The organism is Caldisphaera lagunensis DSM 15908, assembly GCF_000317795.1.
GTDB lineage: Archaea > Thermoproteota > Thermoprotei_A > Sulfolobales > Acidilobaceae > Caldisphaera > Caldisphaera lagunensis.
The window spans coordinates 578,894-592,499 of sequence record NC_019791.1; the positions used below are offsets into that span (position 1 = coordinate 578,894).

Genomic DNA, 13,606 nt, shown 5'->3' on the forward strand with positions numbered 1-13,606 from the left:
GTTTGGGATTATATTTTGAAGGAAACGAGATTTAAAGAACTCCTTTTTAGAATTTTCATTGCAATTTAATTAGTTTATTAATTAAGATAATTTTCTCTATTAGGAGAATATTATAATAGAACAAACAACAAACTTCACTCTTTAGGGTTCAGATAATGCTAGCTTGAGGTACACATTTCTTTTAAAATATGAAATTCTGAAGGATCTCCTAAAATTACTAACCCATCTCCTGCATCAAGTTTAGTATCTCTAGTAAAATATGGTGTGAAATTATTTTGTTTTTGAATTAAAATTGGCAAAAGTTTAGTAGGAATTTCAGATATTTTTATTCCATCGCATTTAGATCCTTTTTCTACATAAAAGAATCCTACTGCATAGCCATGTTTTTTAACTGCTCTTGAACTATCTTCGGTAGATTCTAAAAGTATTCCTCCAATATTATTTGACAATGCCAGGCTAGCCAAGGCTCTGCCAATGAACCTCCTTATTCTTATAACTTGATATGCACCGGCCTGCTTAAAGACATCAGTTAGACTTTCATCATGAATTACAGTAATGATTCTAGCATTTGGATTTAGGCTTTTCGTTCTTATAAGTGCTGTCATATTTTCCAAATCGTTATCTAATGCTATTAGAACCACAGAGGCCTCCTGTACGCCAGAATTTTTTAATTCTATTTCGCTTGAAGGATTACCAATTATTACACGTGGAGAATTTATTTTCTTTGCTATTTCTTCATTTTTTACAATCATTACATAATCTGCTTTAATTCTATCAAGTTCTTCTGCAACTTCTATCATTTCACCTAATATAACTATATGATTTTTCATATGGGCAGCTCTCCATCTAGCTCTTGCATCTATCCATACACTTCTTCTAGATAACGTCATAATTATACCGGTTATTAAAGTTGTATAAATAGCAACAGATGAACCAACTAATATAGTTAAAAATATTTTCTCTAATGATGGCATTTGGTTTATAGCTGGTGCGTATAAACCAATAGTTGTTATAAGGCCTACCGATGCATAAATTGCTGAAATTATATCAAGGTGTTGATAATATATGAAAACTTCAGACGTTATTATTATAACTAATGCTATTGCAATGAGTTGGGGAACGATTCTAGATATGATGCTATAGGGTGCAAATATAATTTCTAGTATATCTAATAGCCATTTTTGCTTTGTTCTCATTTTTTCACCGCTATTCGTTTTTTAAAATATAAAGCAAGTTAAAAATATCTTTTATCTTGAAGGAATTATCTTTTGATAGAAATCTTTTATATTCAATTGTGTTAGAATGGCATTTAAGACTTAAAACAAAATTAAGGTATAATGTAATAATAAAATTATTTAATTTTTAAATCAAAATATTTAAAATTATAATTGGTGTTAAAGCAATATTGATGCTTCTTTATAGATTGGGTCTAAAAATTCATAATTTTCATCAATAATACTTAATTTCTTCAAATTATTCAAAATATTATCGAGAACACTAGTAGAAATTGTACTACCTTCCTCTTTTTGGATACAATTAACTATCTTACTCCAGCTATTCGTTCCTCTAGCTATGCATCTCATAACTGTTCTATAACGTCTTGCTACAACAGGGGAGACGTTATTTTTCATCTCGATCAAGTTATTAATCTCATTTAAAGCAACATTTATTGCTATATTCTTTACTCTTTTCAAATCTCTATTGTTGGAAAATTGATTTCCGGCCAAAGCTAGCCACCCTGGAATACCATCAAACATTTCAATAATACCATGTATTACGTTCTCATCAACATTTAATCTTAACTCTTCGAAACCTTTTCTTAAAAACAGCTCGCTTTTGTCTTTATCAAACCTCTCTAACGTTATTTCATGATAGTATCTCCCATAGAGTGGTGATTCAGAATTCTCTATACCTAAAAATTCATGAAGTAGTCCTACTTCAGAGCCAGTTAAAATAAAGGTTAAGTTTCTATCATAATCATAAGCATGAGCGATGCTATCCTTTATTTCCTTTGATAAAGGCCCTCTTAATTTTTGAGCCTCATCTATTCCTATTATTATTCTTTTCTCGTTTAAATGATCAAAAAGATCTGATAGAGTTACATATTCTTTTCCTTTCCATTTTAATTCTATACTATTACCAAGAATACTAATCCCTCTTATTTTACTTAATATTTCAAGAAATGTTGAAAGTTTAGATGATATTGCGTTGGAGAATAGTGAGTACAAATTCCCCTTACTATAATTAGGGGGCAAATTTCTACAATCTATTATAAAATGTGGTATTTTTAACTCATTAAGTACAACTTTTAGTATCGATGTTTTACCTATTCTTCTAACCCCAGTTATTAAAATTAAAGGTCTATTGATATTATTCATTATTTCTTCAATCTCTTTTTCTCTATCAAACAAATCTCCTTTATTCTCTTTAGGTCTTTCATCAAATAACAACTTCTCCCCCAGAAGTTAACTTCTCCCCCAGAAGTTAAAACTTATAAAAGAAAAAAGTTTATATAAGATACTCAATATTTTTACAACTTAATGAAAGCCTCCCCCTTTGAGGTTGGTTACTTATTATTAATAAGAGGCAAAGCCTTATAAAAACACTAATTAAAGAACATAATTATGAATTGATATCAATTGGTAGCTATAGTAGAGTAGCCTCAGTAAAAGTAGGTACGCTTTATATCTTAACGGAATTCTTTAAATAGACTTATAAAAATGTTGTGAAAAATATTTAATTTTTTAGTACTATTAATATATATAGAGTAATAAAAAATAATAAGGTGATATTTATGGAGATCTTATTAAAGACAGGTCCCGTTAGAATGAGTGGATATGCATTAAAGCTGCGTAGAGCAGCAAATGCAGCTTTTCGCAAATTATATGCTGAAAAGAAAGTAGATCCTAAAGTTGTAAATCAACTATTAACTGATCTAAACAAAAATTTATATGGAGTTTTAGTAGAAAATTATAATATTCCAAAAGATATAATAGTTAATATACAAATAGTATTTGATTTGAATGATAATAGTATATCAATAAAGGATATGGATTTAACAATTTATGATAAAAATGAGATTTTAAGTAAAGAATTAACAAAGGAATTTAAGAAACTATTAAAAATAAATGCTTAATATTGCTAAGTGAATTTCTTATTTATAATATATGAGAGAAATAATAAACATTATTAGGTAATACTAACAAATAATAATAAGGAGATTAAATTGCAAATAGTCCACATGTCTGATTTACATGTAGGGGCAAAACCCCGCAATGAAAAAATAATATATAATGATATTATTGATGCATTCAATGAATCTATGGATTTGATAATAAGGGAAAAGCCTAATTTGTTAATAATAGCTGGCGATTTGTTCGATACGCCAAAACCAGATAATGATTCTTTAAAAATAGTAATTAATAGGTTTAAGGAAGTAACAAATCATGATATACCAATAATTTTAGCTCATGGAGAGCACGACACTCCAGGAAGAAAGGAATCCACGATATTGCAAGTTTTATCATCTGCCATATCTAATGTTTATGCTCCCTTATATGAATCTAAAGGTAATGAAGATGAAAATACAATGTTTTTGAATATAGTAAAAGAAAGTAAAATAAGTACAAAAAATATTGATATATATGTATATCCATATAAAAAAATAAATTTGGACATGAGAAAAAATTTAGCAGATAAGCTGTTAAAAATATATGATAAAGAAATAAGGTCAAATGGTAATAAAAGTGTTTTTGTAGCTCATTTTTCGATAGATCCATATTTGTTATTTGATGCAGTAGCTGATGTTCAAAAATTACCTAATGCTAACTATATAGCGTTAGGCCATATACATGAAAGAATAATAAATAAAAAAGATAAGTTTTTTGTTTATCCAGGTTCGTTATATCCATTAAGTATAAGTGAAATTAAGCATAAAAATAGAGGTCCAATTCTTGTTGATTTATCAAAAGATGAGCCAGACATTCAAGAATTAAAAATAAATCTAAGAGATAATTTGTTTGCTAGGATTTCAATTGAAGATGAAAAGGATATCATAAATAAATTGAGAGCTGGAATTGAAGTAAAAATTAGAGAGACATTAAATAAAAATAAACAACCCATAGTATATTTAGATATAGAAAAATCTAAGGATATTTATGCAAGATCTATAATACAAGCTATTACAAAAATTGAAAACGAATTTAATGTACATATAATTCCAGAAATGAAAAATAAAGAAAAGAAGGAAAGTTCATATAGCGTAAAGGCATTAAGCAGAAGTGGTTTAGATCCTTTTAACATACTAGTCAATGAACTAAAATTAGGCGATAATACTGCTAAACTATTGCTTGATTTAAGAGATGCAACACTTGAAGGAGACGAATCAAAAATCGTTGAAGTATTAGATAAGTTATCTAAAGAAAGTTTAGATGAATTGAAGAGGTTGATTTAATATGGGTTATTACATTTTGGATTCATTAGAAATTGAAAACTTTTTAAGCCATAAAAATACCAAAATTAATTTTTCATCAGGCAGTTTAGCATTTGTTGGCGAAAATGGTGCTGGAAAAAGTAGTATTTTAGAGGCATTATATTTTGCGTTAACTTTAAAGCCTTGGAGGGATAGGGCATATTTAATAAATGCAAATTCAAAAAAGGCTGTAGTAAAGATTAGATTAAAAGAGCTTGAAGGAAATGATATGCTGGAATTAAGAGTAGATCTTGCAAAAAAAGGAAATGATAGCTTTACAACGGAAGTTATTTTAAAGAGAAATAATAAAGTTGAAGCAACAAGACAAGAAGATTATAAGAGATTAGTAAAACAATACCTTAACATGCAATCAGTTCCAGATATTACTGATTTTTTGCAAAGTTCAATAATAGTTAAGCAAAATACATTAAATGAAATAGCAAGCAAAATGACAGATAACAAAAAAGATTTCAAAGAATTAATAGAAAGAGCTTTAGGTATAGAATCTTATAAAGATGCCGAAGAGGGCCTAAAGAAAGTTGATATTAGATCTGAAAACCAAAGTATTGGTTTAATTTATAACATTAAACAAAGGCATCTTGACGAAGTGAATAAAAATATTGTAAGCAAAAAACAGGAATATGATATGATTATAAATAAAATAAATGAGATAAAAATTGAGATACAAAAGAAAGATAGGGAAAAACAAGAATTAGAAAATTTAATAAATAGCCTTAAAAAGCAGTTGGATGAAGAACAAGATAAAGTTTTAGAATTGAATTCTTTGAGAACAAGAAAAGAAGAGCTTTTGAAGTATTTGAATAAAAGGCAAAAAGAAATAGAAGAATTGCAAAAAGAAATAGAAGAATTGCAAAAAGAAATAGAAAATATTGAAAGTCAAAAAAGTGTAGCAGATTTATATGATAAGCTAAATGAATATGATAGTCTATCAATGGAATTTAAAGATCTGGAAAGCAAAATAAAGGAATTGGAATTTATAAAAAATAACTATGAACAAATGATAAAATATCAAGAATATGAAGAAAAATACAACGGATTGAATAGGGAAAGGGATGAAATAAATGATAAATTAAAAAAAGTCGAGATTAGTTTAAATTACTATAATAATTTATACAAGGAATATAAAAACAGAATAAATAAAATTAAAAATTTGAAAAATAATTTTAGGGAATTTGCAAATATTGATGTTGAAAAAGATTTAGATCAATTTATAAATCAAATTAATGAAGAAATTAAACAAATAAATAATGAGAAAGAAGAATTAGATAAAAAGATTAATAATATAAAAGAAGAGATTATAAAAAGGGAAACTGAAATTAAAAGAATGAAGGAGTATTTAAATGTATTAAACAATGAAGATGAAAAAAGTGTTGAATGCCCAGTTTGTCATACCAAGTTATCTGGAAAAACAATTGAAGATCTTAGAAATAACTATCTTAATGAAATAAATATTCATACAAACGAGCTTGACAAATTAAAAAAAGAAAGAGAATTATTAGATAAAAGTCAAAGAGAAATTGATGATAAACAAAATAAAATAAAGAATCTTATGCAAGAGATTACAATTTTTAAAGAACAAATAACCGAAGAAATGAAAGAGTCTGGTAAAAAAGCAAATGAACTAAGCTTGAATAAGAAAGAACTAGAACAAAAGTTAAATGAGATATCTGATAATCTTGATGATATTAAAGCCTTTCATGAACAATATTTAGCTGCAAAGGTTAACCTTGAAAAGAGTAAAATTGATTTAAGTAAAATTAATGAGAAGATAAATGAATATGAAGAAATGAAAAAAAGGTATTCAGATTTAGATAATAGTTTGAAAAATTTACTTAAACTCATTTTAGATACAACTAAAGTTAATAATGTAAGAAAGGCAAGAGAAATAATAAATAATGCAAGAGCAAAATATATGGGATTAGAAAATATTAAAAATAGTCTAATGAAAAATAATGAGGAATTAATATCTATGAAAAATGATTTAAATGATAACATGGTTGAATATAAAAATATTGAAGAAAAAATAAATCAATTTAAAAATATTGAAGAAAAAATAAATGAATTAAAGAATGAAATAGATGGCAAGATGATTTCATATCAAAATATTCTGAAGGATATTAGTAGACTTGAAGGTGAAAAGAAAAATAATGAGGATAATGCAAACAAATTAGAAAATGAAATTAAGGCGTTAGAAGAGATAAAGAATAAAATAATTGTTGGATTGGCATCTATTAACGTATTTAATAAGGTTCAAAGATCTCTTTATAATAATGCCTTAATAGCGCTTGAAAATGAAATGAATAATGTATTTTCAAAGTTTGGACTAGATTATTCTAGGATTGAGATCAGGGAAAACCAAGATGGAAATATAGGTGTATATGTAATAGATAGGAATGGTAATGAAAGGCCAATATCCGTATTAAGCGGAGGAGAACAAAGTGTTATAGCATTGGCATTTGTTATAGCGTTAAATAAGATAATTCAAGCCAAAATAGGTTTTTTAGCCTTAGATGAACCAACAGAGAGTTTAGATGAGCAGAGAAGAAAGATATTGATAGAAATCTTAAGTAAATTAACAGAAAGCAATGATAACTTACCTCCACCAATTTATCAATTATTAGTAATAACACATCATAATGATATAATGGAAAGCATTGATCAAGTATGCAATGTAGCAAAAGAAGATGGTATCTCTAAAGTTATATGTGAAGGTGATTAGGAATGGATTCTACTTTAATAAATTCAACATTAAAAAATAAAGATATTATATTAGATATTATTAAGAAAAACCCAAAGAGTCAATGTAATATAAAATGGAATCCTTTGCCTGAAAAAGTTGATTATGATATCGAAGTTTCCGCAGAAGATGGAGGAGATATGATTTCGGAGTTTGATACATTTACATTATATGTAGTAAAATCATGGGCTAAAACGTTTAATAACAATCTTAAACCAATAGAAAATGCTTTGATAGGTCTTTTATTACCTCCTAAATATACAATGTTAAGAGTTTCATTGTATAGGGAAATAATTGAGGCAAAATCATCATTAAATGCCATACCTAAAAATGGTATCGCTTTTTTTGATGGAAGCCTTACTCCTTTAATAGCATGGTGGAGACCTAGCGCTTCAATAAAAAATGGAGAAGAACTTGATATATTATTAGAAGAGGCTGATAATGAGTTAAAAAACGGGGGTTATTTTATTAATAAAATAGATGATTTATTAAATGAGTCATTATATCATCCATTAATACCGTTAATGCTTATGGATAAGGAGCAAAAAGATCAATTAAAACCCATGATAGATGCTTTTTTAGCCATGGAGATATTAGAAAAATTATATTTGTATAAAATATTATTAGAAAAAATATTTGAAAACAATTCATTACCAATTTTTATATCAAAGACTAGCAGATCAACTAGATTATGTAATTCAAATTTACCAGATGTGCATATAATTAAAAAAATGGTAAGATCAGAGCCAGGTTATGTCTATTGGGATGGAAGCTTAAACATGGGGGCATCAAATATAATTGGAGAAAAAAATATGAAAAAAATGTTCCCTAAACTAGGAGGAATAGAAGATTTTTATGAAAATAGATTGGGTATGGTAAGATTCTATGCAAGGTTCCAGCATGGAGCACCAATTTTACAAGTAGAAGCTTTATTTGATCAAAATAAGGGAATTCCTGATACTGAAGATTTTATTAATCAAGTCATTTCAAAAATAATTTTGATACCATTACAACAGGGCTATCCTACATCTCTAGTTTTTGCCCATAAGAATGCAGAAATTACTCATGATGATATGGAAGCCTTAATAAAAGTAGCAGGTATTGAGGGGGAGTTAAAGGAAAGGAGCATGTTATTGTATTAGGGGGGAAATAAAATGAGTTGTGGAGAAAATCTGGTAGGATGGATTGTCGGTGAAAGTAGTCCTGCAAGAAGTCTTGTAATATTTTCTCATGATAGCAAGTCTAATTTATCAGCAGGCATGTATTTGGTTACAGAAACACCTAAAGGTTGTGTTTTAGGTATATTAGAAAGCCTAGTATCAGGAAGCAGATTATTGCCTAATAGCGTTACAGATCCCAATTCTGTGAATTCCGTAATAAGTGCTATAAATCAAAATGAAATGCTCGGAGAAACTTATTTAAAAGGAAACGTTATGTGGTTAAGTTATTTGGACGCATTAAAAAATGGATCTATAGATTCTCCTAAGGTTCCACCATTTCCAGGGACAATAGTTTATTCTGCAAAAAAAGAAGATTTGGAAAACATATTTTCACCAAATGAGAAGGGATGGATTAAAATAGGAAAACTTTCAACTATAGATGTTGATTATAAAATTAATATAAATAAATTGCAAAGACATTTGGCAATTCTAGCTGTGACCGGTGGAGGAAAAAGCAATACAGTATGTATATTGTCAAGAAATATAATAAAGGAATTAGATGGAACAGTTGTTTTGTTCGATATGCATGGAGAATATGGAGATCTTGGATTAGGTGATAAGGCAAATATTAGGAAACCTATTATTAATCCGGCGAAGCTATCATTTGAAGAAATTAAGGATCTATCTAGGTTACCAGAAAATGCAATAAACCAAGAAAGAATATTAAGACGTGCTTGGTTAAAAACAATGGATGAATATAAAAAGGGGCAGATATCAGCTGCAGATTTTATGGAAAAATTATATGAAAATGCTAAAGAAGAAAAAGGTGACGCTAATAAAAGAGAAGTTGATGGAGCGCTTAATAAACTTGAAGACATAAAATCTATGTATGATGAAGTAATAGATCCAAACGCACCTTTAGAGTTAAAAGAGATCATTGAGCCTGGAAAGCTTACAATATTTGATTTGAGCGAATTAGATGAAATAGGTGCAGATGCTATCGTTAGTCATTTTCTAAGAAGATTATTGCAAGAAAGGAAGTTATGGAAGAGAACAAAATCTGGAAATGCTACCGGATATCCTGTACCAGCATTTACTGTTATAGAGGAAGCCCACATACTTATACCCAATAAAAGAAATACTCTAACATCTTACTGGGCCTCTAGGATTGCTAGAGAAGGTAGGAAATTTGGAGTTGGGCTAATTTTAGTAAGTCAGAGACCAAAGAATGTAAATCCTGATGTATTAAGCCAAACAAATAATAAAATAATTTTAAAAATAGTTGAGCCTCAAGACATAGAATACGTTCAAGATGCTAGCGAAGAATTAAGCCAAGACTTAGCAGATTTATTGCCTGGGTTAAATCCAGGAGAGGCTATAATAATTGGTAGCATGGCCAAATTGCCAGCTTTAGTTAAGATAGAACTTTGCAACAGCAAAAAGTCAGGAGGAGACATTGATATAGTATCAGAGTGGAGCAATATTAATAAAAGCAACGAATCTATTGATGAAGATCTTAAATCCGTCTTTTGATTATAGAAAAGTATTCCAAAGGTTGATAAAAGCTTAAATTTCTTTTAGTATTATAAAAAACGTGGCGATGCATAAATAAGATGAACGCATATAATAGAATTCGGGGAACAAAGGCGCACAAAATTCTTATAATTACCTTAGTTGTTCTTATTATTTTTTCACTAGGTTATTATATTTCTTCATACCATATTAAAAATAAATCAGTAGAGCTAGAATCCCTTAGACCTATTTCTCCCGCTTCTCTGATGGTTGTTGCAGGACAGAATTTAACAGTATATTTGCCGAATTTTAAAAATAATGAAAATGAATATGCTCTAATATTTGTAGGTAATGGTTCTATAGTGAATGCTACAAATAATTATGCAATATTAAATTATGTATATCCTGGAAATTATTTAATTTATTACGAATTATATCAAAATGGTTTTCTTATAGGAGAATCTGAAAATAATTTGATGAAAATTGTTGTTACTCCTAATATACCATTAAACTTATCCCAATACCTTACAGTTCCAACAATTACATTTAATTCAACAGAAAACCCGACAGCACCCTTATTTAATGTATCTCAAAAAATTTATTTGATAGGAAGCTTTTTGCAACCACCATCTGGTCAAAACATGACAATATATGAATATGTATGGAACTTTGGTAATGGAACAATAAAAACAATATTAGCAAATCAAACAACATTATTACCTGAAGAAAATCCAGTTGTTGTTTATAATAAACCTGGTTTATATGCTGTATCATTAACAATAATAACTAAAAACGTTTCATCTGGGAAAACATATAACTATACAACATATCAAAGCATTGCAGTATCATCAAGATCATTATCCTTTAATATATTTACAACTTATTTTGATACACCAAATTCAAAGCTAATTATTTCTGCAGAAAATGTTCCAGGAGGTCCATATAGCTTTGACCCTCAAATAGATTATGATGCGATAGGATTTGAAGAGCTTTTAAACATATATTCTACATTAGTTATTTATAATGGTTCATCAACAACGTCTTTCCTACCAATGGCAGCAGCTTATTTACCAACTGTTGGTAATTGGTCAAACATAACTGCTAGATATTTATATGGAGCAATTTCACCAAATTATACAGTTTACATATTTAAAATAAGACCTGGTTTGTATTTCTCTAATGGAGATCCATTAACAGCATATGATGTATGGTATTCATTTATAAGAGATATGTTATTTGCAGGAGGAACACCAGGTACTCCAGGTTGGATATTAACACAATACCTTATACCAAATTATACACCATTTACCTCAGTTATTACTTCACCAAATGATACACAAGGATTTGATGAAATAATGAATGCAATAACTTATAATAATCAAACAGATACAGTAACTTTCCATCTATATAAACCAACAGCTCCTCAATTCTTATTTACTGCATTAGCTGACCCTGAAGGAACAGGTATATTGGATGCTAAATGGTTAGAACAAATAGGGGCAGGAATTAATTTCACACCAGCTGGATTTTATGCATATCAACAACAAGCAAATGAAGGTAATTATAATACACAAGTACAATGGAACCCAATATCATCTGGACCATACATGATCAAATCTTATACCCCTGGAGAAAGCGTTGTTTTATCACCAAATCCATATTGGCCCACAAATATTTCATACATACCTAAACCAAATGATACTGTTATAATATATTGGGTTAAAGATCCAAATACTGCATATGAAATGTTTGCATCTGGACAAGCTGATATAGTAACTTTCTTACCGTCTAATTACATAGTTCCGCTAGAGCAATTAGAATCTGAAGGACAAGCATCTTTATATGAATTTCCTAGCTTAAATGAATATATTTTTGCATTTACTTCTAACATAAATAATACAATATTATCTTCATTAAATCCCTCATATCATATACCTAGTTATTATTTTGCAAATCCATTGGTTAGAAAAGCATTTGCTTATGCATTTAATTACACACAGTTCATTAATAATATATTGGGTAATGCTAAATATCACTTTAACTTTGGGGAACAAATTTGTGGTGTGATAATTCAAGGACTTCCATATTATGTTCCTCCATCAGAATTAAGTAATTGCCCAACATTTAACTTAACATATGCAAAGCAATTAATGGAAGAATCAGGATTTTATAATATCTCAGTAAACTTCCCAATTATTGTATCAAGTGGTGATACAGTTGATTTCACAGCAGCAGAGATGTGGGCACAAGCATTACATGAAATGGATCCAAACATAAATGCTGTTCCCTTATATATGCCGCAAACAACGATAATGTCATATCAAATACCTGGACAAAATCCAATGCCAATTTATAATCTTGAGTGGGTACCGGATTATCCTTTAGCAAGTGATTTTGTTAATGCATTATATCTTTTATCTGGGGATTATGCTGCTCCTAATGGATGGAATGTTTCCTATTTTGAGAACTTAAGCAAATACTTTGCATCTCAAGGAAATACTTTTCTTGCTAATCTATTTGAAAATGAATCTGAACAATATGAAGAATTAAATAATTTAATAATTATGGCAAATAATGCAGCTTTGCAAGGTAATACCTCTTTAGCTTCATTATATTACAAAGAAGCAGAACAACTTGCTATAGATCAGTATCTATATGTATATGAATATCAACCAAACTTGCAATGGGTAATAAAGCCATATATGTATGCTTTTAATAACCAAATAAGCTATCAAGAAAATCCCATAAATGCAGAGGATTCAGTATTTTATTGGTGGTTTAAATAGGTTTATTAAATTCTTTTATATTTGATTTTTAATTACAGATAAGGGATAAGTTTGGAAATATTTGAATTTGAACCATTTAAAGGAATCGCGCTATTACCAAAAGAATCTAAAAGTATAATAAAAAATGAACAAGCTACAATTAATTGTGGAAGGGATAGAGCAGATTATATAAATAAAGAAAATGATAAAATTATAATTAAATTCAATGAAAAAATATTTGAGATAGATTATGATGTATTAGAAAAACATGTTAATAGAAGATCTGTGCTTTTAATCGATAAAGATTATTATGAGGCAGAGGTAAGAAGTACAAACAATTATTATAAATTGGTTCCCGTTAATGATACATATTATACCACTCTTGAGATTAATGGAATACATATGCATAGAATAAAAGGTATTACCCCGATGGAAGACGCGAAAAGAAAAGTTGAGGTAGCAGCTGTAAGAAAGGGGGTCAGAGTATTAGAAATAGGAACTGGTCTTGGATATACAGCAATAAATTCCCTAAAATTTGGGGCCAGAGAGGTTATTACAATAGAAAAAGATCAAAATGTTTTATGGTTGGCAGAAAGAAATCCATGGAGTTATGAATTAAATTCTGAAAAAATTAAAATTATTTTGGGGAATGCATTTGATATAATAAAAGATTTTAATAATGAATTTGACATAATTATACATGATCCACCTCGGTTTACATCAAATAGTAGTGAATTATATTCAATAGAATTTTATAAATATCTTTATTCCGCATTAAAAAGAAATGGTGTATTATTCCATTATACTGGAGAACCGGGTAGAGTTAAAGGTAAAGGTTTTCCATTAAAAATATCGGGCAAATTAAAAGATGTAGGATTTGAGGTATTGAGATATGATAGCATAGCAATGGGTATTAAAGCTATAAAGAAATAATTCAAAA

At 28.6% G+C, this 13,606-nt stretch carries 9 protein-coding genes; 7 read left to right on the forward strand and 2 right to left on the reverse strand.

From position 1 onward, the window contains the following. Positions 1 to 158: 158 nt before the first annotated feature. The gene (locus CALAG_RS02940; protein WP_015232256.1) at positions 159 to 1,196 is read right to left on the reverse strand and encodes a potassium channel family protein; all 1,038 of its coding nucleotides are present in this window, start codon (positions 1,194 to 1,196) and stop codon (positions 159 to 161) included. A 198-nt stretch (positions 1,197 to 1,394) separates the two neighbouring features. After that, a complete protein-coding gene (locus tag CALAG_RS02945; protein WP_015232257.1) occupies positions 1,395 to 2,450 on the reverse strand; it encodes an AAA family ATPase in 1,056 nt (351 codons plus the stop codon). A 344-nt stretch (positions 2,451 to 2,794) separates the two neighbouring features. Here CALAG_RS02945 and CALAG_RS02950 point away from each other — a divergent pair, with 344 nt between their 5' ends. From CALAG_RS02950 to CALAG_RS07740, 7 genes are all read left to right on the forward strand, one after another. Next, complete coding sequence (locus CALAG_RS02950; protein WP_015232258.1) at positions 2,795 to 3,136, forward strand: DUF2258 domain-containing protein; 342 nt, start codon at positions 2,795 to 2,797, stop codon at positions 3,134 to 3,136. A 90-nt stretch (positions 3,137 to 3,226) separates the two neighbouring features. Then, a complete protein-coding gene (locus CALAG_RS02955) occupies positions 3,227 to 4,453 on the forward strand; it encodes a metallophosphoesterase family protein (RefSeq protein WP_015232259.1) in 1,227 nt (408 codons plus the stop codon). 1 nt (position 4,454) lies between these two features. Next, complete coding sequence (locus CALAG_RS02960; RefSeq protein ID WP_015232260.1) at positions 4,455 to 7,211, forward strand: AAA family ATPase; 2,757 nt, start codon at positions 4,455 to 4,457, stop codon at positions 7,209 to 7,211. Positions 7,212 to 7,213: 2 nt separating this feature from the next. Next, complete coding sequence (locus tag CALAG_RS02965; RefSeq protein ID WP_015232261.1) at positions 7,214 to 8,371, forward strand: DNA double-strand break repair nuclease NurA; 1,158 nt, start codon at positions 7,214 to 7,216, stop codon at positions 8,369 to 8,371. A gap of 12 nt (positions 8,372 to 8,383) precedes the next feature. Next, a complete protein-coding gene (locus tag CALAG_RS02970; protein WP_015232262.1) occupies positions 8,384 to 9,922 on the forward strand; it encodes an ATP-binding protein in 1,539 nt (512 codons plus the stop codon). Positions 9,923 to 10,002: 80 nt separating this feature from the next. Continuing rightward, a complete protein-coding gene (locus CALAG_RS02975; protein ID WP_015232263.1) occupies positions 10,003 to 12,687 on the forward strand; it encodes an ABC transporter substrate-binding protein in 2,685 nt (894 codons plus the stop codon). Between the two features lie 51 nt (positions 12,688 to 12,738). Further along, positions 12,739 to 13,599: a class I SAM-dependent methyltransferase gene (locus tag CALAG_RS07740; RefSeq protein ID WP_015232264.1), complete on the forward strand. Its 861-nt coding sequence runs from the start codon at positions 12,739 to 12,741 to the stop codon at positions 13,597 to 13,599. The last annotated feature ends 7 nt before the right edge of the window (positions 13,600 to 13,606 follow it).

Bases quoted from the DNA above. Each gene is read 5' to 3' on its own strand.
- CALAG_RS02940 (WP_015232256.1), bottom strand. From the start codon at position 1,196: ATGAGAACAAAGCAAAAATGGCTATTAGATATACTAGAAATTATATTT.
- CALAG_RS02950 (WP_015232258.1), top strand. From the start codon at position 2,795: ATGGAGATCTTATTAAAGACAGGTCCCGTTAGAATGAGTGGATATGCA.
- CALAG_RS02960 (WP_015232260.1), top strand. From the start codon at position 4,455: ATGGGTTATTACATTTTGGATTCATTAGAAATTGAAAACTTTTTAAGC.
- CALAG_RS02965 (WP_015232261.1), top strand. From the start codon at position 7,214: ATGGATTCTACTTTAATAAATTCAACATTAAAAAATAAAGATATTATA.
- CALAG_RS02970 (WP_015232262.1), top strand. From the start codon at position 8,384: ATGAGTTGTGGAGAAAATCTGGTAGGATGGATTGTCGGTGAAAGTAGT.
- CALAG_RS02975 (WP_015232263.1), top strand. From the start codon at position 10,003: ATGAACGCATATAATAGAATTCGGGGAACAAAGGCGCACAAAATTCTT.